Source organism: uncultured Cellulomonas sp. (assembly GCF_963527515.1).
Classification (GTDB): domain Bacteria; phylum Actinomycetota; class Actinomycetes; order Actinomycetales; family Cellulomonadaceae; genus Cellulomonas.
In genome coordinates this window covers 1-20,405 of the sequence record NZ_CAURTV010000031.1, presented here as the reverse complement: position 1 = coordinate 20,405, position 20,405 = coordinate 1, and the positions used below count along the sequence as shown (strand labels likewise).

The following is a 20,405-nucleotide window of genomic DNA, read 5'->3' as shown; positions in this document are numbered from 1 at the left end:
AATAGGGTGCGAAACCTGGCTCGTCGACGAGATGTGGTGCGGACATGGACGATCGGGTCGCCGAGTTCCATCGGTTGCATCGCGCGGGCTGCTTCGTGATGCCGAACCCGTGGGACGTCGGGAGCGCACGGCTCCTGGAGGAGCTGGGGTTCACGGCGTTGGCCACGACGAGTGCCGGCTTGGCGTGGTCGCTCGGCCTCCCGGACGACGACGTCACCCGCGACCAGACGCTCGAGCATCTCCGACAGATCGCCGGGGCCGTGTCTGTGCCGGTCAACGCGGACTTCAAGGACGGCTACGCACGGGATCCCGCCGGCGTCGCGGCGAACGTGAAGCTGGCCGCGGCGACGGGGATCGCCGGGCTCTCGATCGAGGACGCCTCCGGAGACGACGCCGATCCGCTGTTCGACTTCGAGCTGGCGGTCGCACGGGTGGCAGCCGCACGGCAGGCGATCGACGAGAGCGGCACGGGGATCGTCCTGACGGCCCGCTCTGAGGGCTTCGTCTGCGGGCGTCCCGACATCGAGGAGACGATCAGGAGGCTCCGGGCGTACGCGGACGTCGGCGCCGACTGTCTCTACGCCCCGCGGATCGACAACCTGGAGCACGTGTCGGCCATCGTGGCCGCGGTGTCACCGAGACCGGTGAACCTTCTGATCAACTCCCCGTTCACCACGGTTGCCGAGGCCGCGCAGCTCGGGGTCCGCCGGATCAGCGTCGGGGGCACGCTCGCGCGCACCGCGTGGGACGGCGTGCTGTCGGCCGCCAGGGAGATCGCCGAGCGGGGGACGTTCTCGCGGTTCGAGCGCCTGCCCGACGTGGAGGCCCTGTTCGGGGCGACGTAGGCAGCGGGGGAGCGCGGCGCGTCCCCGTTCGGACTCGGGCCAGTGACCGGTCGCCGCGTTGGGATCGGCGCGTCCCGTCGCCTACGCTCGGTGCGGGGAACAGGACCGCACGCGTCCCGAGCAGGCGTCGGCACGTATCGCGGGCAGGACGCCGCGACTCTGTCACCTGAGAGCGTCTGCGGAGGTCCACCGTGCGACAGCACCACACCGAGGCACCGAGAGAGTCGGCCACCGAACGTCGCCCCGCGCGCGCGACGGGTCGGCAGGGCCTCGCTGCGACCGGCCGAGGTCGCGTCACCCGCGACTCGATCCTCGACCTGCAGCGGACGGCCGGCAACGGCGTCGCGCGACGCCTCGTCCGCAGCACGGCGGCCGAGCGGACCACCCCGCACGTCGGGCCCGCACCCGTCGTGCAGCGCGCCCCGTACGGCTTGGACCGGCCGCCGAGCCAAGGGGCGTTCGTCTCGGACGCGGTCAGGCTCCGGACGACGCAGGGCCGACTGTCCTTGCGTGACTTCGCCGGGGCGCTGAGGAAGTCCATCGACGTCCAGCTGAAGGCAGCGGGCGTTCCGACCGTGACGTGGAACATCGGCCCCGGCAGCGGCCCGAACGGGTCGTTCGACTCCACGACCTGGACCCTGAGCGTGAACACGTCGGCGTTCAGCGCCCGCACGCCCCGACCGACGACGCTCGGACAGCTCACCGAGCCCGAGGTCAGCGAGGTGGTGGGGACGCTCTACCACGAGGCGCGGCACGCCGACCAGGACGTCCTCATCATCCGGAACCTGCTGGGCCAGCGCCGGTCGGTCGCGCAGGTCGCCGCGGCCACCGGGATGCCCGTGACGGTCGTCGACGCAGTCAAGGCCGCGAGGTACCCCGCCGCGCTCGACCCGGACCAGGTGGGGCACGCCGAGCGCATGTTCGCCGTGATGTACGGCCCGCACAAACAGTTCCTCGGGTTCCTCCTGAAGCACGGCTCCGCCTTCGTCGAACTGGACGACTTCGCCGGGGGCGCCACGACGGGGACCACTGCGCCCCACGTCGCGACGTTCGCCGCGTGGCAGGCCGGTGCGCTTCGACTCCATCTCCAGCAGCTCGCAGCGCTCAAGCAGCCGACCCAGGTCGAGACCGCCCTCCGGGCACGGCTGCAGGCGGTCGACGCCGAGCTCACGACGTTCCTGACGCAGTGGAAGGCCCTCACGACCGACCCGGCGAGCGTCGACATCGACGACGTCCGCGACCTCGCCGCCTCGGTGCGCGACGAGGTCCTCGCTACCTACAAGAGCCTCGAGGGCGAGGTGGACGCCTTCCGGCTGGACGACGCGGTCAAGGCGGCGTTCGCGGCCGCACTGGCCGCCGCGAAGGCGAAGGCGGCGGCAGCGAAGGCGTCATCCAAGCCCAAGCCGAAGCGGAAGGGGAAGCCGTAGCGGGTGACCTCGACCCCGTGGGACGGCGGTGCGCCCGGAGGCGCCCGGCGTCCGGCGGGGGCGTCAGGCGAGTGAGAGGAAGAGCTTCTCGAGCTTCTGCACGTCGAGGGTGCCCGGCTCGCCGTCGTCCGGCTGCGTCAGGCACTGGCGCATGCCGGTGGCGATGATCGCGAACCCGGCGCGGTCGAGGGCGCGGGAGACCGCGGACAGCTGGGTGACGATGTCCTCGCAGTCACGGCCCTCGTCGATCATGCGCACGACGGCCGTGAGCTGGCCCTGGGCGCGCTTGAGCCGGTTGGAGACCTTGGACATCTCGTCCTTGTCCAGCTCCATGGCGGTGTTCTCCTTCGTCGGGGGTGGGTCACGGTACTCGGGTGGTGCCGAGGGTCAGCGGCAGGTGCACTGCTGGGCGCGGGGCACGTCGCCCATCACGGCGTCGACGTGCTCGCCGCAGCCGGACCAGGTGACCTTGCCGCAGGTGGAGCAGCGGGCGGGTGAGCACATGGTGGTTCTCCTTCGGGGGGTGTGTGTTTCAGCGGCGGACGGCGCCGCCAGCGGCCTGCCAGGCGCCGATGCCGCCCGACAGGCTGGTGGCCTCGAAGCCGAGCTTGCGCAGGTGCTTGGCGGCGCTGCGCGAGCGCATGCCCGAGGCGCACATCACCACGACGGGTGTGTCCTGCGTCAGGCGTCGGGGTGCCTTGTCGATCTCGCCGAGCGGCACGTGCAGGGCCTGGGGCGCGTGGCCGGTGTTCCACTCGGCGCGTTCGCGCACGTCGAGCAGCGCGGCTCCGTCGCGGACCAGCTCGAGCGCGCGGGCGGCGCCGATCGTGGGCCGCAGGGTGTCGTTGCCGTCGTCCGTGCTGCCGAAGAGTCGGCGGAGGCTGCTGGTGAGCGACATGGGGTTCTCCTTCAGGCGACGAGGTCGGGGCGGACAGCGGTGAGCGTCAGCCAGCCCCCGGACAGGTTGCACGCGTCCATGCCCTCGGCGAGCAGGACGCGGGTCGCGATGTGGGAGCGCACGCCGGATCCGCAGTGCACGCTGACGGGGCGGCCCGCGGCGGCCGCGCGGACCTCGTCCAGACGGCCGCGCAGCTCGGTGTGCGGGATGTGCAGCGCACCCTTGAGATGGCCGCGGTCGAACTCGGCCGGCGAGCGGACGTCCAGCACGAGGGTGTCGGCCAGCACGTCGTCCAGCTGCGCTGGGTGCCACTGCGGGGTCGTCCCGTCGAGCGCGTTCTGGGCGACGAACCCGAGCATGTTCACCGGGTCCTTGGCCGATCCGTACGGCGGGGCATAGGCCAGCTCGAGCTCGGCGAGGTCGTCGGCGGTCATGTCGGCGCGCAGTGCGGTGGCCAGGACGTCGATGCGCTTGTCGACGCCTGCACGGCCCACCGCCTGAGCACCGAGCAGCCGACCGTCTGGGGCGAAGCTGGCGACGAGGTGGATCTGCTCGGCCCCCGGGAAGTAGCCGGCGTGGTGCCCGGGGTGGATGCGGACCACCTCGTGCGGGATCCCGGCCCCGGCCAGGGTGCGCTGGTTCGCACCGGTCACGGCGGCGGTGAGCCCGAACACGCGCACGATGGCGGTACCCAGCACCGGTGCCTGGGGGGTGGTGCGACGGCCGAGCATGGAGTCCGCGGCGCGGCGGCCCTGACGGTTGGCGGGCCCGGCCAGCGGTACCGGTCCGACGGCCCCCGTCACCGCGTGGACGACCTCCACCGCGTCGCCGACGGCCCAGATGTGCGGGTCGGAGGTGCGCTGGTCGGCGTCGACACGGATGGCGCCGGTCGGACCGACGTCGAGGCCGGCGTCGCGGGCCAGCCGGCTCGCCGGACGCACGCCGACGTTGACCACGACGAGGTCGGCGCTCAGCGTGGTCCCGTCCGACAGGGTGAGCTCGACGGCGCGTTCGGCGCCGGGGGTGACGGAGAGCGCCGAGACTCCCGCGTACAGGCCGACGTCGTGCGCGCGGAGCTCGTCGGCGAGCAGGGGTGCCAGCTCGGCGTCCAGCGGCGGGAGGACGTGGTCGGCGAGCTCGACGACGTCGACCTCCAGGCCGCGGGCGACCAGCGCCTCGACCGCCTCGAGGCCGATGAAGCCAGCGCCGATGACGACGGCGCGTGCCCGGTGGTCGTCGCTGCGACCGTCGACCAGCCGCGTGACGTGCTCGTCGAGGGCGTCGAGGTCGGGGATGGTCCGCAAGGAGTGCACGGCGGAGTGGTCCAGCCCGTCGATCGGCGGACGCACCGCGACGGCACCGGGGGAGAGCAGGAGCGCGTCGTAGGCCAGCTCGTAGGGGCCGTCGGTGGTGGTGATCGACACCGAGCGGGCGGCCCGGTCGATCGCGGTGACCCGGTTGCCGGTGCGCACGTCGAGCGCGAGCGCCGCGCCGAGCGAGGCCGGTGTGTGCAGCAGCAGGTCGTCGCGGCGCTCGATCTCACCGGACAGGTGGTACGGGAGGCCGCAGTTGGCGAACGAGACGTACTCGGACTGCTCGAGCACGACGATCTCGGCGCGCTCGTCCAGCCGCCGCGCTCGCGCCGCTGCGCTCATGCCACCGGCGACACCACCGACGATGATGATCCTGCGGTGTTCGGGCGCGGAGCCTGTCTGTTCGTTCTGCATGAGAGCAATATACCCCCAGGGGTATCCAGACGGAAGGCAAGAGCGCGTGGTCCGCCTCACGGGCGGCGGCGTCAACCTCGAGGCCGTCTCCGAGCTCCTGGGCCACGCCGGCACCCAGATCGCCGCCGAGGTGCACGCGCACCTGACGACGCCGACGGCACGCAAGGCGATGGACACGCTCGGGGATTCCCTCGGACTTTGACGCTTTGCGGCCAGGTTCGGATCGCGGGCCTCGCTGCAGCGGAACGGACCCCAAGCCGGTGTCGTCCAGGGCCGTCCGCGTCCGTCCATCGGCTCGCTGCGTACGCCAACTGGAGACCTGGTTGGCGTGCACAGTTGGCGTACGCATGACTGAGGGCCACCCCGATTCTTCGGTGATGGCCCTCTGACCTGCAGTAGTGATGGTGGGCGATACTGGGATCGAACCAGTGACCTCTTCCGTGTCAGGGAAGCGCGCTACCGCTGCGCCAATCGCCCGGGGATCAAGCCGGGTCATGCATGAGACAAGAAGCTGTTACGAGGTGGAGATGGGATTCGAACCCACGTATACGGCTTTGCAGGCCGCTGCCTCGCCACTCGGCCACTCCACCCTGAGACCGCAGTCCTCAGCGGCTGCGGTCAGCCGATCAGGAGTGTCTGCCTCCGAGCGGACGACGGGATTCGAACCCGCGACCCTCACCTTGGCAAGGTGATGCTCTACCACTGAGCCACGTCCGCACAGCACGTGACCCCGGCTTTCACCGGTGTTCCGTGTGCGTCCCGAACTCTAACCGACGATCTCGGCGAGAGTCCAACTGGCCCCCCGCACCCGGGTGATCGTGCGGAACCCGGGGTGTCGCGCCCCCGGTGGGTAGCGTGTGCGGGTGCCTGAGCAGACCACGAACACGCGCGGCGTCGCGTGGTTCGCCGGCATCGAGGCGACCGGCGTCGTCGAGACGGTGGACGTCCGTGCGCAGCCGGAGCGGCTCAGAAGGCCGGGGTGGTGGGCGGTGGTCGGCGACTTCGAGGGCAGCGTGCGGGCGTGGCGGTTCGCCGACGTGCGACCGGCGACGCCGACGGAGAGCCGGGCGTGGACCGGTCCCCGCCCGGCGTCCTGGCGCAGCTCGCTCGACCGGTCCTCGTACGTGCGCGCGGTGGCCGACGTGCGCGCGCACATCCAGGAGGGGGACGTCTACCAGGCCAACGTCTGCCGCGTGCTGAGCGCGCCGCTGACGGGGGAGCCCGACGCGAGGTCGCTCGGTGCGGTGCTCGACGCCGGCAACCCGGCGCCCTACTCCGGCGGCATCCAGGTGCCGGGGGAGGTGTGGGTGGTGACCGCGTCGCCGGAGCTGTTCCTGCGGGTCGAGGACGGCGTGGTGACCAGCGGGCCGATCAAGGGCACGGCAGCCACGTCGGAGGCCATGACGGAGAAGGACCGCGCCGAGAACGTGATGATCACGGACCTCGTGCGCAACGACCTGCAGCGGGTGTGCGTGCCAGGCACGGTCGAGGTCACGACGCTGCTCGGTGAGGAACGTCACCCGGGCCTGGTCCATCTGGTGAGCACGATCCAGGGCGTGCTGGCCGACGACGTCGCGGCCGCGCCCGACCTGTGGGCGCGGCTGCTCGACGCGACGTACCCGCCGGGGTCGGTGTCGGGCGCGCCGAAGTCCTCGGCGCTCGACATCATCGCCGCGCTCGAGACCGTCCCGCGGGGGCCGTACTGCGGCGCGGTCGGGTGGGTCGAGGTCGCTGCCGACGGCGCGGTGCGTGCCGAGCTGGCGGTGGGCATCCGCACGTTCTGGTGGGCCGACGACGTGCTGCGCTTCGGTACAGGGGCCGGGATCACGTGGGGGAGCGACCCCGAGGCGGAGTGGGCGGAGACGGAGCTCAAGGCGGCGCGCCTGGTCGCTCTGGCCTCCGGCGTCGTCGTCGCACCGGTGACAGACTGATCCGATGGGTGTCGTGATCTGGTCGAACGGTCGTCTGCACGGTCCCGAGGACCCTCTCCTGACGGGCATCGACCACGGGCTGACCGTGGGCGACGGGGTGTTCGAGACGTGCGCGGTGTACGACGGCACAGCGTTCGCCCTGACGCGCCACCTGCGGCGCCTGAAGCGGTCCGCCGTCGGCATCGGGCTGGCCGAGCCGGACGAGGACGCCGTCCGCGCGGGCGTGGCCGCCGTGCTGGCCGCCGCCGGCCCGGACACCGGTCGGCTGCGCATCACCCTGACAGGTGGACCGGGTCCGCTGGGCTCGTACCGGTTCGACCCCGCCGACCAGCGCCAGAGCCTCCTGGTGCTCGCGGGGCCGGGCGTCCGGTCGGAGGTCTCGCGGGTGGTCCGGGTGCCGTGGGTCCGCAACGAGCGCTCGGCGGTGGCCGGGCTGAAGACCACGTCGTACGCGGAGAACGTCGTCGCCGTCGCGGAGGCGTACCGGCAGGGTGCCGACGAGGCGGTCCTCGCCAACACGGTGGGCGAGCTGTGCGAGGGCACCGCGTCCAACGTCTTCGTCGAGCGCGACGGCGAGCTGGTGACCCCGCCGCTGACCAGCGGGTGCCTGGCGGGCATCACGCGCGAGCTGCTGCTCGAGTGGGCGGGGGAGGCGGGGCTGCCCGTCCGCGAGGCTGAGCCGGGGGAGCTGCGCTACGAGGTCCTGGACGACGTGGCCACCGGTGCGGCACACCTGCTCATGACGGGGTCGATCCGCAACGTCTCACCCGTCGTGGCTCTCGACGGGTCCGACATCGACGCCGGTCCGCTCTCCCTCGAGGCGCAGCGGCTCTTCCAGGCGCGCCTGGCCGACGACCTCGACCCCTGACCGTCCCCGGACGTACGACGACCGGTCCCGCCGTCGGCGGAACCGGTCGAGGTCTGCGTGCGTCAGGCGGTGAGCAGCGCGGCGATCAGGGCCGTGATCTCGCTCTCCATGCGGTCGCTCTCGGAGCCCAGAGGTACCAGGCCCTCCGTGGCGGCCAGGAACCGCTCGATCGGCTCGGTGGGAGCGGCGAGCAGCGCGCTGCCCTCGACCCCGCTGAGCGACACGAGCGTGTAGTCGGGGTCTTCGTCGCGCCACACCTGCACGTCACCGGTCCCGGCGGGCGCCTCGGCCGTCGCGTGCATCCCCAGGGAGAGGAGCTCGCGGCCGATCAGCCACGTCGACATGGTGTGCGGGCCGGTGAAGACCGCGCGCACCGTGTAGGGGTCGGATGTCCTGAAGGAGAACTCGGCGCTCACCGGGATGACGCTGGCGTCGGAGCCGATGAGCTGCATGGCGACGACCTCGACGACGTCGTATGTCGAGCTCGTCATCGGGTCCTCCTGTTCGCAAGGGCTGGAGGTCCCATCATGGCAGGCCACACGCCCGATTGGACCGGTAGGCGCCGCGAGTTCACCCGGAGGGACGCGGACCGCCGTGTGGACCACGGGTGGCAGCACCCATCCTGGGGACAGCCAACCTCTTGACTGTCGCATCGTCGACGTGCACGGACCCGGTTTCGGATTCTCGTCCCCGGCCGGGTAACATCTCCTCGATGTCACCCACGGGTGGTCGTCATGATACGCACCCTCGTGTCGATGACGGCGATCTCGTGGACGACGGGCGATTGGCTCAGTTGGTAGAGCGCCTCGTTCACACCGAGGAGGTCATCGGTTCGAGTCCGGTATCGCCCACCAGCACCACGCAAGAGGCCATCCTTCGGGGTGGCCTCTCGTGCGTGTCCGAGCGCTGTCGGTGGCCACGCGTGAGGGCTACGTTGAGAGGTGCAGAGGGCATCGCTCTCGTGAAAGGAATGGCGCGATGAGGCGTCGCGGAGTCGTGGTCCTGTTCGTCCTGCTGGCGGCCCTGGTGATCACTCCCGCGGCGCCGTCCGTCGCGGGTCCGTACTGCGGCATCCGCTGGGGATCGCTGGAGAAGACCAACGGAGAGCCCTCGCGGACCGGCGACGTCTTCGCCGTCCGCACGGGTCGGCACGCCTGCTACGACCGGGTGGTCATCGACGTCGAGGGCCCCTTTGCCGGCTACGTGGTCAGGTACGTGGACACGGTGACCATGCCCGCCGGGGACGCCGTCGCGGTCCGCGGCGGCGCGCGGCTCGAGGTCGTCGCCCGCGCCTGGACCCAGGTAGCGGCGTCCGGGTCGCCGTACTTCCTCATGGCCACTTCGGGCACGGTCACCGACATGCGAGACGTCACCGGCTACCGGACGCTGCGGCAGGTCGCGTGGGCAGGCACCTCCGACGACGGGAACACCACGATCGGCGTCGGGACCCGCGCGCGCCTGCCCTTCCGCGCGTTCATCCTGCCGGGACCTCATGAGACGACGTCCCGCCTCGTGGTCGACGTGGCGCACCGGTGGTGACGACGGGTCCTCGGCGGTGCGCCCGGGGAGGTTAAGGCGTCGGAACGGCGACGTGCCCGCCGGTAGCATCGAGGGGCTCGCCGCCAGGGCGAGCGGCCACGAAGGAGGCTGTACCGGTGCCCGAGCTCATCACCCTGACCGTCGACGGGATCGCGACCACGGTGGAGCCGGGGACGACGGGTACGGACCTCTACCCCGGCCGCCGCGACGTGCTCGTCGTCCGCGTGGACGGTGAGCTGCGCGACCTGCACCTCCCGCTCGCGGCCGGCGCCGTCGTCGAGGCGGTCACCATCGAGGAGCCGGACGGGCTCGCGGTGCTGCGGCACTCCGCCGCGCACGTGCTGGCCCAGGCGGTGCAGGAGGTCAACCCCAAGGCGAAGCTGGGCATCGGCCCGCCGATCACCGACGGGTTCTACTACGACTTCGACGTCGACACCCCCTTCACCCCCGAGGACCTCAAGGCGATCGAGAAGGTCATGGGCCGGATCGTCAAGGAGGGGCAGACGTTCCGGCGCTGGGACGTGACCGAGGAGCAGGCGCGCGCGGAGCTGCGCGAGGAGCCGTACAAGCTCGAGCTCATCGGCCTCAAGGGCGACCCGACGGCGGCCGACGGAGCCTCCGTCGAGGTCGGGCTCGGTGGCCTGAGCATCTACCAGAACGTGCGTGGCGCCGGCCGGGAGACCGAGGCGGTCGTCTGGCAGGACCTGTGCCGCGGCCCGCACGTCCCGAGCACCCGCGTGCTGGGCAACGGCTTCCAGCTGACCCGCTCGGCCGCCGCGTACTGGCGCGGGTCGGAGAAGAACCCCCAGCTGCAGCGCGTGTACGGCACCGCGTGGCCGACGAAGGACGAGCTGCGCACCTACCTGGAGCGCATCGCCGAGGCGGAGCGCCGCGACCACCGCAAGCTGGGCAACGAGCTGGACCTGTTCTCCTTCCCCGAGGAGATCGGCTCCGGGCTGGCCGTGTTCCACCCCAAGGGCGGCATCATCCGCATGGAGATGGAGCACTACTCCCGGCGGCGGCACGTGGAGGCGGGCTACTCGTTCGTCAACACCCCGCACATCACCAAGGAGCAGCTGTTCCAGATCTCGGGGCACCTCGACTGGTACTCCGAGGGCATGTACCCCCCGATGACGCTGGACGAGGAACGCGACGCCGAGGGCAACATCCGCAAGCAGGGGCAGAACTACTACCTCAAGCCCATGAACTGCCCGATGCACAACCTGATCTTCGCGGCGCGCGGGCGGTCCTACCGCGAGCTGCCGCTGCGGCTCTTCGAGTTCGGCACCGTCTACCGCTACGAGAAGTCGGGCGTCGTGCACGGCATGACCCGGGCGCGCGGGTTCACCCAGGACGACGCGCACATCTACTGCACGCGTGAGCAGATGAAGGACGAGCTGACCAGCCTGCTGACCTTCGTCCTCGACCTGCTCAAGGACTACGGGCTCGACGACTTCTACCTGGAGCTGTCCACCAAGAACCCGGAGAAGTCCGTCGGCTCCGACGCGGCCTGGGACGAGGCCACCGAGACGCTGCGCCAGGTGGCCGAGGCGTCAGGCCTGGACCTCGTGCCCGACCCGGGGGGCGCGGCGTTCTACGGCCCGAAGATCTCCGTGCAGGCCAAGGACGCGCTGGGACGCACCTGGCAGATGTCGACCATCCAGCTCGACTTCAACCTGCCCGAGCGGTTCGAGCTCGAGTACACCGCTCCGGACGGCACGCGGCAGCGCCCTGTGATGATCCACCGCGCGCTGTTCGGCTCGATCGAGCGGTTCTTCGCCGTGCTGACCGAGCACTACGCCGGTGCGTTCCCCGCGTGGCTGGCGCCCGTGCAGGTGCTCGCCGTGCCGGTCGCGGAGCCGTTCGAGGGGTACCTCGACGACGTCGTCCGGCAGCTGAAGGCGCAGGGGATCCGTGCCGAGGTGGACCGGTCCGACGACCGGTTCGGCAAGAAGATCCGCAACGCCAGCACGCAGAAGATCCCGTTCGTGCTCATCGCCGGTGGCGAGGACGCCGAGGCCGGGGCTGTCTCGTTCCGGTACCGGGACGGGCGCCAGGACAACGGGGTGCCCGTCGCGGAGGCGATCGAGCGGATCGTCTCGGCGGTGCGCGACCGCGTGCAGGTCTGAGCGTGAGCGAGCCTGCCGACCACCTCGCCGGCGTACCCGACGCCTTCGAACGCCTGTGGACCCCGCACCGCATGGCGTATCTCGGCGGCCAGGACAAGCCGGTCGACCGTGAGGCGGGAGACGGCTGCCCCTTCTGCCGCATCCCGACGCTGACCGACGAGGACGGGCTGGTCGTCGCTCGCGGCGAGGTGGCGTACGTGGTGCTCAACCTGTACCCCTACAACTCGGGGCACCTGCTGGTCTGCCCGTACCGGCACGTCGCCGACTACACGGACCTGACCGAGCCCGAGGTGGCCGAGGTGGCCGCCCTGACCCGCACGGCGATGCGCGTGCTCCGGCAGGTCTCGTCGCCGCAGGGGTTCAACCTGGGCATGAACCAGGGCGACGTGGCCGGTGCGGGGATCGCGGCGCACCTGCACCAGCACGTGGTGCCGCGGTGGGCCGGCGACTCCAACTTCCTGCCGATCGTGGCACGCACCCGCGCGCTGCCCGAGCTGCTGGCGGACACGCGGGACCGTCTGGCGGCCGCCTGGCCGACCGCACCGAAGGGATGATCGGCACGTGCTGAACGGACTGCGCGGTGCCATGACGCGCTTCTTCACCCCGGTCGCGCGGGTGCTCCTGCGGCTGGGCGTCTCGCCCGACGCGGTCACGGTGGCCGGCACCCTCGTCGTGGTCGTGACCGCGCTCTGGGCCTTCCCCACCGGGCACCTGCTTCCCGGCACGCTCGTCATCGCGGTGTTCGTCCTCACGGACTCCCTCGACGGCGTGATGGCCCGGCTGTCGGGGCGGTCGGGCCCCTGGGGGGCGTTCCTCGACTCCACGCTCGACCGGTTCGGCGACGGCGCGATCTTCGCGGGCCTCGTCCTGTGGTTCACGGCCGGGGGCGACGACCGCACGACCGCGGTCCTCGCGCTGGCGTGCCTGGTGCTCGGCTCGATCGTGCCCTACGCCCGTGCGCGGGCCGAGGGCCTGGGCATGACGGCGTCGGGCGGGATCGCCGAGCGCGCGGACCGGCTGGCCCTCGTCCTGGTCGCCACCGCCGCTGTCGGCTTCGGAGCGCCCGAGGTGGTCCTCACGGTCGTGCTCGGGCTGCTCGCGCTGGCGTCGGCCGTCACGATCGTGCAGCGCATGACCAAGGTGCACCGCCAGGCCGTGCGGGTGTCCGAGTGAAGGTAGACGTCGCGCGGGCGTTCGCCCTCGCCTGGAGGGTGGCCGGGCGCCTGCCCGGAGGGCTCCTGCGAGCCCTGTGCGACGGAGCCGCGGACGTCGCGTGGCTGCGCCGGGGCGGTGGGGTGCGTCAGCTGGAGAAGAACCTGGCGCGGGTCCGGCCCGAGCTCGGGGACCGCGAGCTGCGGCGGCTCAGCCGCGCCGGGATGCGCTCCTACATGCGCTACTTCGGCGAGGCGTTCGCCCTCGCGACCATGGCACCGGAGCAGGTCGACGCGCGCGTGCGTGCCGTGGGTATGGAGAACCTGCGCGTCCACACCGACCAGGGCCGGGCCGTCGTCCTCGCGCTCGGGCACACCGGCAACTGGGACCTCGCCGGGGCGTACTCGACCCGGGCGATCGCGCCGGTGACGACCGTGGCCGAGCGCCTCGAGCCGGAGGCGCTGTTCCAGGAGTTCGTGGCGTTCCGGGAGAGCATCGGCATCACCATCTTCCCGCTGACCGGCGGGGGCGACGTCTTCCGCGGTCTGGTGCGTGCAGCACGCGCGGGCGCGGGGCTCCTGCCGCTCCTCGCGGACCGCGACCTCACCGCCAAGGGCATCGAGGTCGACCTGTTCGGTCACCGGGCACGGGTGGCCGTCGGACCCGCCGCCCTCGCGATCACCACCGGCTCGCCCCTGGTGACCACCGTCATCTACTACGAGCGGCTGAGGGGAGCCCAGCGGCGTGCGGCCGGCTCGCCGTGGGGCATCGTGATCCAGTTCAACAAGGCGATCGAGATGCCCGCGGACGTGCCCCGGGCGGACCAGGTGCGCACGATGACCCAGGCGTGGGTCGACCAGTTCGCCGCCGGTGTGCGCCAGCGTCCGCAGGACTGGCACATGCTGCAGAAGGTGTTCGTCGAGGACCTCGATCCCGAGCGGTACGCCGCCACCCTCGAGGCGCAGGGGAGCGCCCGATGACCGAGCGCACCCTGCGGATCGGCATCGTCTGCCCGTACTCCTACGACGTCCCCGGCGGCGTCCAGTTCCACGTGCGGGACCTGGCGGAGGCGCTCATCGCGCGTGGGCACGAGGTGTCGGTCCTCGTCCCCGCCGACGAGGACACGCCGATCCCGTCGTACATGACGGCGGCCGGGCGGGCGATCCCCGTGCGGTACAACGGCGCCGTCGCCCGCATGACGTTCGGCCCGCTGACCGCCGCGCGCGTGCGCAAGTGGCTGGCTGCCGGGGAGTTCGACGTGCTGCACCTGCACGAGCCGGTCACCCCCAGCCTCGGCATGCTGGCCCTCTGGATCGCCGACGGACCCATCGTGGCGACCTTCCACACCGCGCTCATCCGCTCCCGGCCCCTGCAGATGGCCTACCCCCTCGTGCGGCAGTCGCTGGAGAAGATCTCGGCCCGGATCGCCGTCTCGGAGGACGCCCGTCGCACGCTCGTCGAGCACATGGGCGGGGACGCCGTCGTGATCCCCAACGGCGTGTACGTCGACGCCTTCGCCTCGGCCGAGCCCGACGCCCGCTGGACCGGCACCCTCGAGCGCCCGACCATCGCCTTCCTGGGGCGGCTCGACGAGGAGCGCAAGGGGCTGCCCGTCCTGCTCGGCGCCGTGCCGCGGGTGCTCGCGCAGATTCCGGGCGCGCGGTTCCTCGTCGCGGGGCGCGGCGAGACCGGTCCCGCGGAGGTCGCGGAGCTGCTCGGGGACGAGGCCGCGGCCGCGGTCGAGTTCCTCGGGGGGATCTCCGACGAGGACAAGGCGAGCCTGCTGGCGTCGGTGGACGTGTACTGCGGCCCCCAGACGGGTGGCGAGAGCTTCGGCATCGTCCTCGTCGAGGCGATGAGCGCCGGTGCGACCGTCGTCGCCAGCGATCTCGGCGCCTTCTCCCGGGTGCTCGACGACGGCGCGGCCGGCGTGCTGTTCCGCACGGGGGACAGCGAGGACCTGGCGCAGACGCTCGTGCGCGTGCTCAGGGACCCGGTCCTGCGTGACCAGGTCTCCGCCCACGCCCTCGAGGTGGTCCGGCAGTACGACTGGTCGACCGTCACGGGCCAGGTGCTCGCGGTCTACGAGATGGTCGTGGCCGCCGGGCGCTCCCCGGTGGTCGAGGACCCGTCGTCGGTGCGTGGCGCGCGGCTGCTCGAGCTGCGCAGGGGACGGGGTGAGTCGCGATGAGGTGGTCCGAGATCACCGTCTACGTGACGATCGTCGTCGCCCTCGCGCTGTGGTGGGTCTGGGTCGCCGCGTCCCGGCTGGACCGCCTGCACCGCAAGGTCGGCACGTCGCGCGCGGTCGTGGACGCGCAGCTGGTCCGGCGGGCGACGGTGGCGGCCGAGCTGGCGACCTCCGGGCTGCTCGACCCCGTGAGCTCGGTGCTCGTCGGCGAGGCGGCGTGGGCCGCGCTGTCCACCGGCGCCGTCGAGCTCGCGCCCGACCTGCGCGAGCTCCTCGGCCCGGACGACGTCCCACCGGGCGGCGACGTGCTCCTCGCGGTGGACCGCAGCGGCATCGAGAGCGAGCTGTCAGCGACCCTGCGAGAGGCCCTCGACGACGCCGACGAGGTGGCGGCGCTGCGCGCGGACCCGGCCGGCGACGAGCTGGTCGACCTGCTCGCCTCCTCCTGGTACCGCGTGCAGCTGGCGCGCCGGTTCCACAACGAGGCCGTCGCGCAGACGCAGCGCGCCCGGCGCGGTCCGCTGGTCCGCCTGCTGCGGCTCGCGGGGCACGCGCCGGAGCCGCAGAGCCTCGAGCTGGACGACTCCTGGCCCGAGACGCTCGGCAGGCCGGGAGCCCGTCGGGGCACGGTCGAGGGCTCACCGCCGCGCTGAGACAGCGCCGGGGCCTCGACCCGGACGGACTACGATCGACCCATCAGGAGGCCGCGTGGCCCCCACCCATCCCGCACCACGATCTGTGAGGCTCGACGTGACCAGCGAGAACAGCCAGTCCTCCACCGCGACGCACGCCGGCGTCATCGGCACCGCCCGCGTGAAGCGGGGGATGGCCGAGATGCTCAAGGGCGGCGTCATCATGGACGTCGTCAACGCGGAGCAGGCGAAGATCGCCGAGGATGCCGGAGCCGTCGCCGTGATGGCCCTCGAGCGTGTCCCGGCGGACATCCGCGCCCAGGGCGGCGTCGCACGCATGAGCGACCCCGACCTCATCGACGGCATCATCGAGGCCGTCTCCATCCCCGTCATGGCGAAGGCCCGCATCGGCCACTTCGTCGAGGCGCAGGTGCTGCAGTCGCTCGGTGTCGACTACGTCGACGAGTCCGAGGTGCTCACGCCTGCCGACTACGCGCACCACATCGACAAGTGGGCGTTCACCGTCCCCTTCGTCTGCGGCGCCACCAACCTGGGCGAGGCCCTGCGCCGGATCACCGAGGGTGCGGCGATGATCCGGTCCAAGGGCGAGGCCGGCACGGGTGACGTGTCCAACGCCACGACCCACATGCGCACGCTGCGCGACCAGATCCGTCGCCTGACGTCCCTGCCGGAGGACGAGCTGTTCGTCGCCGCCAAGGAGCTCCAGGCGCCGTACGACCTGGTCAAGGAGGTCGCCCAGGCGGGCAAGCTCCCGGTCGTGCTCTTCACGGCCGGCGGCATCGCGACGCCGTCCGACGCCGCGATGATGATGCAGCTGGGCGCCGAGGGCGTGTTCGTCGGCTCGGGCATCTTCAAGTCCGGCAACCCCGCCGAGCGTGCCGCGGCGATCGTCAAGGCGACCACGTTCTTCGACGACCCGGACGTCATCGCCAAGGTCTCGCGCGGGCTGGGCGAGGCCATGGTCGGCATCAACGTCGAGGACGTCCCGGAGCCGCACCGCCTCGCTGAGCGCGGCTGGTGACGCAGGGCCCCACCACGCCGGAGGCCGCGGACGAGCAGTCCGCGGCCTTCGCCGTCCCCTCCCGGTCCAGCGCCGACGGCGGGGGACCGGTGCACGGGCTCGGGCCGGAGTGGCGCCGCGGGGAGGACGGCCTGCTGTTCCGTGAGGCCGCACGCGTGATCCTGCTCGACGAGGACGACCGCGTGCTGCTCATCCGTGGGCACGACGTCGACCAGCCGGACCGCAGCTGGTGGTTCACGGTCGGCGGCGGGATCGACGACGGCGAGGACCCGGCGGCCGCCGCGGTCCGCGAGGTCCGGGAGGAGACCGGCATCGCGCTGGATCCCGGGCAGCTGGTGGGTCCGGTGTTCACCCGGTCCGCGATCTTCGACTTCTTCGCCGAGCACTGCCGGCAGGACGAGATCCTCTACCTCGCGCGCGTGCCCGCCGCGGCGTTCGACGCCGTCGACCGCGCCGGCTGGACCGACCTGGAGCTCGACGTCATCGACGAGCTGCGCTGGTGGTCCCTCGACGACCTCGACCTGGTGGACCTCGAGGTCTTCCCGGACCGCCTGGTCGACCTGGTCCGCTCCCTGCTGCCCGTGTGGGACGGCGTCACCCGGCACCTCGGGCTGGCCCGCGAGTAGTCAGGTCACCACGTTGCGCGTCGACCAGGCCGGGTCGAGGTGCTCGCCGCGACCCAGCACGTCCGCGAGAGCTCGCGCCGCGGCCACCAGGTCGGCGTGGGTCAGGTAGGGCGCGGCGACCCCGAGGCGCACGACGTCGGGCGTCCTGAAGTCGCCGACGACCCCGCGGGCCGCCAGCGCCTGCACGATGCCGTACGCCGCAGGGTGCCGGAACGCCACCTGCGAGCCGCGGCACCCGTCCGCCTCGGGGGAGACGAGAGCGGCACCCGGCAGGACGGTCTCGACCGCGTCCCGCAGGAACCGGGTGAGCGAGAGCGACCGCGCCCGGACCTCCTCGATCTCGATGCCGTCGAACGCGCGCAGCGCCGCCTCCAGGGCCAGCAGCGAGAGCATCGGCGGCGTCCCGATCCGCGCCCGCGCCACCCCCCGGGCACCCACGTACCCGTCCGCCATCGCGAACGGCTCGGCGTGCCCGTTCCAGCCCGGCAGCACGTTGACGAACGCGTCCTGGTGCCTGCTCGCGACGTACCCGAACGCCGGGGCGCCCGGCCCGCCGTTGAGATACTTGTAGCCGCAGCCGACCGCGAGATCGACGCGGTGCACGTCGAGACCGACCGGGACGGCACCCGCGGAGTGGCACAGGTCCCAGAGCGCCAGGGCACCCGCGTCGTGCGCCGCGGCGGTGATGCCGGGCAGGTCGAGCAGCTCGCCCGTGCGGTAGTCCACGTGCGAGAGGACGACGACCGCGACGTCGGGACCGAGCCGGTCTCGGACGTCCTCGGGAGCGGTGTGCTCGACCCGCCAGCCGACCTGCGCGGCGACCCCGGCGACCACGTACCGGTCCGTGGGGAACGAGTCCGGCTCGGTGAGGACGACCGTGCGGCCCGGGCGCAGGGCGGCTGCGGCGTGCAGCGACTGGTGCAGGCGGACGCTCGTGGAGTCACCGACGAGGACCTGCCCCAGGCCGGCGCCGACGAGCCGCCCGATCGCGTCTCCCACGCGCGCGGGTGCGTCCCACCAGCCGTGGCCGTTCCACGAGCCGACCAGGTCGCGCCCCCACTGGGTCCGGACGGCCTCCTGCACTGCCTCCGCCACTCCCGCCGGGAGCGCGCCGAGCGAGTTGCCGTCGAGGTAGACCACGCCCTCGGGGAGCACGTACCGGTCGCGCAGGTCCGTGGCGGCGTGCTCGCCGTCGAGCCGGGCCGCACGGGCGTCCAGGTCGTCGAGGGCGTCGAGGCTCACGACGGGCGAGCCTACGACGCGCGCCGGCCGGACGCAGGCGTCGGATCCAGCCGCTCCTGGGACCCCTGGGTGTGCGGGGACACCCTGTGCGCCACGGCCGTCCCTGCTGCCCCGGCAGTCACACGAGCGGCTGGTTCCGGCAGCCGGTCCCACCGTCGAGCAGCCCCGGACGACGCCTAGACTCGCCCGTCGTGACCGTGACCGTCGGAGTTCTCGCCCTGCAGGGAGACGTGCGCGAGCACGTGCACGCCCTCACCTCCACCGGTGCGCGTGCCGTGCCTGTGCGTCGCCCCAGCGAGCTGGATGCCGTGGACGCGCTGGTGATCCCCGGCGGGGAGTCCACGACGATCGACAAGCTGCTGCGCGCGTTCGACCTGTTCGCCCCGCTCCAGGAGCGGCTGCGTGCGGGGCTGCCCGCCTATGGGTCCTGCGCCGGGATGATCCTGCTCGCGGACCGCATGATCGGCGGGATCGAGGGGCAGCAGACGCTCGGCGGGATCGACGTCACCGTGCGCCGCAACGCCTTCGGGCGGCAGGTGGAGTCGTTCGAGACCGACCTGTCGATCGACGGCGTCGACGGTGAGGTGCACGCCGTGTTCATCCGGGCTCCGTGGGTCGAGGAGGTCGGCCCCGGCGCCACGGTGCTGGGGCGCGTGGAGTCGGGCCCCGCCGCCGGTAGGATCGTGGCCGTCCGCCAGGGGCCGCTGCTTGTGACCTCCTTCCATCCGGAGGTCACCGGAGACACCCGGGTGCACCAACTGTTCGTACAGATCGTCCGCGACAGCCTGTGAGGACCGGCGCAGCAGCCGGGACCGGGGTACGCGGGCGTGCACCGAAGACGAAGGGGTAGCTGAAGCGATGTCGGGTCACTCCAAGTGGGCCACCACCAAGCACAAGAAGGCCGTGGTCGACGCCAAGCGGAGCAAGCTCTTCGCCAAGCTGATCAAGAACATCGAGGTGGCGGCGCGCACCGGTGGCGGTGACCTCGCGGGCAACCCCACCCTCTTCGACGCCGTGCAGAAGGCGAAGAAGAACTCGGTCCCCATCGACAACATCAACCGGGCGGTCAAGCGCGGCTCCGGCCAGGAGGCCGGCGGGGCCGACTACTCGACGATCATGTACGAGGGCTACGGCGCCGGCGGCATCGCGGTGCTGGTCGAGTGCCTCACCGACAACCGGAACCGCGCCGCGTCGGACGTGCGGGTCGCGTTCACCCGCAACGGTGGCCAGATGGCCGACCCCGGCTCGGTCTCCTACCTGTTCTCCCGCAAGGGCGTCGTCATCGTGCCCAAGGACGGCACCGATGAGGACGCCGTCATGGAGGCGGTCCTCGAGGCGGGCGGCGAGGAGGTCAACGACCTCGGCGAGGCGTTCGAGGTCCTCTCCGAGGCGACCGACCTGGTCCCCGTCCGCACCGCCCTGCAGGACGCCGGCATCGAGTACGACTCGGCCGACGTCGTGTTCTGGCCCGCTATGCAGATCGAGGTCGACGCCGAGGGTGTGCGCAAGATCCTTCGGCTCATCGACGCGCTCGAGGACTCCGACGACGTGCAGAACGTCTACGCGAACTTCGACGCCTCGGACGAGGTCATGGCGGAGCTCGAGGAGGACTGACCTGCGCGCCTCCCCGGTGGTCGCCCGATCGGTTGCGACCATGAGCCGGTGCGCGTCCTCGGAGTCGACCCCGGCCTGACCAGGTGCGGACTGGGTGTCGTCGACGGACTCTCGTCGCGTCGGCTGTCCATGGTCGCGGTCGGCGTCGCCACGTCCGACGCGCTGTGGGACGTGGACCAGCGGCTGCTGTCGATCGAGCGGCAGATCGAGGAGTGGCTCGAGGAGCACGCCCCGGACGCCGTCGCCGTGGAGCGCGTGTTCGCTCAGCAAAACCTGCGCACCGTCATGGGCACCGCGCAGGTCGCCGGCATCGCGATGGTGGCCGCGGCGCGCCGCCGGATCCCGGTCGCGCTGCACACCCCGAGCGAGGTCAAGGCCGCCGTCACCGGCAACGGCCGGGCCGACAAGGCCCAGGTCCAGACGATGGTGCAGCGGCTGCTCCAGCTCGACGAGCTGCCCCGGCCGGCCGACGCCGCCGACGCGCTGGCCCTCGCGGTGTGCCACCTCTGGCGGCCCGCCGGGGCGCTCGGCGCCCCGCAGCG

22 protein-coding genes and 4 tRNA genes are annotated in these 20,405 nt (G+C 72.2%); 18 read left to right on the top strand and 8 right to left on the bottom strand.

The annotated features are described in order from the left end of the window. Positions 1-44: 44 nt before the first annotated feature. A complete protein-coding gene (locus tag RYN42_RS09790) occupies positions 45-845 on the top strand; it encodes an isocitrate lyase/phosphoenolpyruvate mutase family protein (protein WP_315095586.1) in 801 nt (266 codons plus the stop codon). Positions 846-1,036: 191 nt separating this feature from the next. Continuing rightward, positions 1,037-2,272 (top strand): hypothetical protein, encoded by a 1,236-nt coding sequence (locus RYN42_RS09785; RefSeq protein ID WP_315095585.1) that lies wholly within the window; start codon positions 1,037-1,039, stop codon positions 2,270-2,272. A 63-nt stretch (positions 2,273-2,335) separates the two neighbouring features. Here RYN42_RS09785 and RYN42_RS09780 read toward each other — a convergent pair whose 3' ends face one another. The 3 genes from RYN42_RS09780 to RYN42_RS09770 all read right to left on the bottom strand — a co-directional run bounded on the left by RYN42_RS09780 (position 2,336) and on the right by RYN42_RS09770 (position 4,897). After that, positions 2,336-2,605 carry a metal-sensitive transcriptional regulator gene (locus tag RYN42_RS09780; RefSeq protein ID WP_315095584.1) on the bottom strand — a complete coding sequence of 90 codons (270 nt, stop codon included), beginning with the start codon at positions 2,603-2,605 and terminating at the stop codon, positions 2,336-2,338. Positions 2,606-2,804: 199 nt separating this feature from the next. Further along, the gene (locus tag RYN42_RS09775) at positions 2,805-3,170 is read right to left on the bottom strand and encodes a rhodanese-like domain-containing protein (protein WP_315095583.1); all 366 of its coding nucleotides are present in this window, start codon (positions 3,168-3,170) and stop codon (positions 2,805-2,807) included. A gap of 11 nt (positions 3,171-3,181) precedes the next feature. Beyond that, on the bottom strand, positions 3,182-4,897 hold the full coding sequence (locus tag RYN42_RS09770; protein WP_315095582.1) for an FAD-dependent oxidoreductase: 1,716 nt from the start codon (positions 4,895-4,897) through the stop codon (positions 3,182-3,184). Positions 4,898-4,943: 46 nt separating this feature from the next. Between RYN42_RS09770 and RYN42_RS09765 the strand changes: the two genes are divergently transcribed. Then, positions 4,944-5,099, top strand: a complete 156-nt coding sequence (locus RYN42_RS09765; protein ID WP_315095581.1) for a hypothetical protein — start codon at positions 4,944-4,946, stop codon at positions 5,097-5,099. Positions 5,100-5,299: 200 nt separating this feature from the next. Here RYN42_RS09765 and RYN42_RS09760 read toward each other — a convergent pair. From RYN42_RS09760 to RYN42_RS09750, 3 genes are all read right to left on the bottom strand, one after another. Then, positions 5,300-5,374, bottom strand: a tRNA-Val gene (locus tag RYN42_RS09760). Between the two features lie 42 nt (positions 5,375-5,416). Further along, positions 5,417-5,487 (bottom strand) — tRNA-Cys (locus RYN42_RS09755). A 55-nt stretch (positions 5,488-5,542) separates the two neighbouring features. After that, positions 5,543-5,614 (bottom strand) — tRNA-Gly (locus RYN42_RS09750). Positions 5,615-5,760: 146 nt separating this feature from the next. On the opposite strand from RYN42_RS09750, the gene RYN42_RS09745 reads away from it, so the two are divergent. Together RYN42_RS09745 and RYN42_RS09740 are read left to right on the top strand one after the other, a co-directional pair. Further along, positions 5,761-6,828 (top strand): chorismate-binding protein, encoded by a 1,068-nt coding sequence (locus RYN42_RS09745; RefSeq protein WP_315095580.1) that lies wholly within the window; start codon positions 5,761-5,763, stop codon positions 6,826-6,828. A 4-nt stretch (positions 6,829-6,832) separates the two neighbouring features. Beyond that, on the top strand, positions 6,833-7,696 hold the full coding sequence (locus RYN42_RS09740) for an aminotransferase class IV (protein ID WP_315095579.1): 864 nt from the start codon (positions 6,833-6,835) through the stop codon (positions 7,694-7,696). A 62-nt stretch (positions 7,697-7,758) separates the two neighbouring features. Here the strand turns inward: RYN42_RS09740 and RYN42_RS09735 are convergent, their stop codons facing one another. Further along, entirely contained in the window at positions 7,759-8,187 is a 429-nt protein-coding gene (locus tag RYN42_RS09735; RefSeq protein WP_315095578.1) for an SsgA family sporulation/cell division regulator, read from the bottom strand. A 287-nt stretch (positions 8,188-8,474) separates the two neighbouring features. Here RYN42_RS09735 and RYN42_RS09730 point away from each other — a divergent pair. From RYN42_RS09730 to RYN42_RS09685, 10 genes are all read left to right on the top strand, one after another. Continuing rightward, positions 8,475-8,550, top strand: a tRNA-Val gene (locus RYN42_RS09730). 124 nt (positions 8,551-8,674) lie between these two features. After that, positions 8,675-9,235, top strand: coding sequence for a hypothetical protein (locus tag RYN42_RS09725; protein WP_315095577.1), 561 nt, complete (start codon positions 8,675-8,677; stop codon positions 9,233-9,235). 116 nt (positions 9,236-9,351) lie between these two features. Beyond that, complete coding sequence (thrS, locus tag RYN42_RS09720) at positions 9,352-11,364, top strand: threonine--tRNA ligase (RefSeq protein WP_315095576.1); 2,013 nt, start codon at positions 9,352-9,354, stop codon at positions 11,362-11,364. 2 nt (positions 11,365-11,366) lie between these two features. Then, entirely contained in the window at positions 11,367-11,918 is a 552-nt protein-coding gene (locus tag RYN42_RS09715) for an HIT family protein (protein ID WP_399552449.1), read from the top strand. A 7-nt stretch (positions 11,919-11,925) separates the two neighbouring features. Continuing rightward, complete coding sequence (gene pgsA, locus RYN42_RS09710; RefSeq protein ID WP_315095575.1) at positions 11,926-12,537, top strand: phosphatidylinositol phosphate synthase; 612 nt, start codon at positions 11,926-11,928, stop codon at positions 12,535-12,537. After that, positions 12,534-13,496 (top strand): phosphatidylinositol mannoside acyltransferase, encoded by a 963-nt coding sequence (locus RYN42_RS09705; RefSeq protein ID WP_315095573.1) that lies wholly within the window; start codon positions 12,534-12,536, stop codon positions 13,494-13,496. The genes pgsA and RYN42_RS09705 overlap by 4 nt, the downstream gene beginning before the upstream one ends. Next, positions 13,493-14,707 carry a glycosyltransferase family 4 protein gene (locus tag RYN42_RS09700; protein WP_399552448.1) on the top strand — a complete coding sequence of 405 codons (1,215 nt, stop codon included), beginning with the start codon at positions 13,493-13,495 and terminating at the stop codon, positions 14,705-14,707. Before RYN42_RS09705 ends, RYN42_RS09700 begins: the two co-directional genes overlap by 4 nt. Beyond that, positions 14,704-15,360 (top strand): hypothetical protein, encoded by a 657-nt coding sequence (locus tag RYN42_RS09695; protein ID WP_315095572.1) that lies wholly within the window; start codon positions 14,704-14,706, stop codon positions 15,358-15,360. Before RYN42_RS09700 ends, RYN42_RS09695 begins: the two co-directional genes overlap by 4 nt. Before the next feature lie 97 nt (positions 15,361-15,457). After that, on the top strand, positions 15,458-16,381 hold the full coding sequence (pdxS, locus tag RYN42_RS09690; RefSeq protein WP_315095571.1) for a pyridoxal 5'-phosphate synthase lyase subunit PdxS: 924 nt from the start codon (positions 15,458-15,460) through the stop codon (positions 16,379-16,381). Further along, positions 16,378-17,007 carry an NUDIX domain-containing protein gene (locus RYN42_RS09685; protein WP_315095570.1) on the top strand — a complete coding sequence of 210 codons (630 nt, stop codon included), beginning with the start codon at positions 16,378-16,380 and terminating at the stop codon, positions 17,005-17,007. Before pdxS ends, RYN42_RS09685 begins: the two co-directional genes overlap by 4 nt. On the opposite strand, the gene RYN42_RS09680 is transcribed toward RYN42_RS09685, so the two are convergent. Further along, positions 17,008-18,249 (bottom strand): aminotransferase class V-fold PLP-dependent enzyme, encoded by a 1,242-nt coding sequence (locus RYN42_RS09680; RefSeq protein ID WP_315095569.1) that lies wholly within the window; start codon positions 18,247-18,249, stop codon positions 17,008-17,010. Positions 18,250-18,440: 191 nt separating this feature from the next. Here RYN42_RS09680 and pdxT point away from each other — a divergent pair, with 191 nt between their 5' ends. The 3 genes from pdxT to ruvC form a co-directional block, all read left to right on the top strand. Continuing rightward, the gene (pdxT, locus tag RYN42_RS09675) at positions 18,441-19,040 is read left to right on the top strand and encodes a pyridoxal 5'-phosphate synthase glutaminase subunit PdxT (RefSeq protein WP_315095568.1); all 600 of its coding nucleotides are present in this window, start codon (positions 18,441-18,443) and stop codon (positions 19,038-19,040) included. 67 nt (positions 19,041-19,107) lie between these two features. Beyond that, the gene (locus RYN42_RS09670; RefSeq protein ID WP_315095567.1) at positions 19,108-19,863 is read left to right on the top strand and encodes a YebC/PmpR family DNA-binding transcriptional regulator; all 756 of its coding nucleotides are present in this window, start codon (positions 19,108-19,110) and stop codon (positions 19,861-19,863) included. A gap of 48 nt (positions 19,864-19,911) precedes the next feature. Further along, a partial coding sequence (ruvC, locus tag RYN42_RS09665) for a crossover junction endodeoxyribonuclease RuvC (RefSeq protein WP_315095566.1) occupies positions 19,912-20,405 on the top strand: 494 nt, incomplete at its 3' end.

Bases quoted from the DNA above. Each gene is read 5' to 3' on its own strand.
- RYN42_RS09695 (WP_315095572.1), top strand. From the start codon at position 14,704: ATGAGGTGGTCCGAGATCACCGTCTACGTGACGATCGTCGTCGCCCTC.
- RYN42_RS09670 (WP_315095567.1), top strand. From the start codon at position 19,108: ATGTCGGGTCACTCCAAGTGGGCCACCACCAAGCACAAGAAGGCCGTG.
- RYN42_RS09700 (WP_399552448.1), top strand. From the start codon at position 13,493: ATGACCGAGCGCACCCTGCGGATCGGCATCGTCTGCCCGTACTCCTAC.
- RYN42_RS09790 (WP_315095586.1), top strand. From the start codon at position 45: ATGGACGATCGGGTCGCCGAGTTCCATCGGTTGCATCGCGCGGGCTGC.
- RYN42_RS09735 (WP_315095578.1), bottom strand. From the start codon at position 8,187: ATGACGAGCTCGACATACGACGTCGTCGAGGTCGTCGCCATGCAGCTC.
- RYN42_RS09780 (WP_315095584.1), bottom strand. From the start codon at position 2,605: ATGGAGCTGGACAAGGACGAGATGTCCAAGGTCTCCAACCGGCTCAAG.
- RYN42_RS09740 (WP_315095579.1), top strand. From the start codon at position 6,833: ATGGGTGTCGTGATCTGGTCGAACGGTCGTCTGCACGGTCCCGAGGAC.
- RYN42_RS09725 (WP_315095577.1), top strand. From the start codon at position 8,675: ATGAGGCGTCGCGGAGTCGTGGTCCTGTTCGTCCTGCTGGCGGCCCTG.
- RYN42_RS09775 (WP_315095583.1), bottom strand. From the start codon at position 3,170: ATGTCGCTCACCAGCAGCCTCCGCCGACTCTTCGGCAGCACGGACGAC.
- RYN42_RS09770 (WP_315095582.1), bottom strand. From the start codon at position 4,897: ATGCAGAACGAACAGACAGGCTCCGCGCCCGAACACCGCAGGATCATC.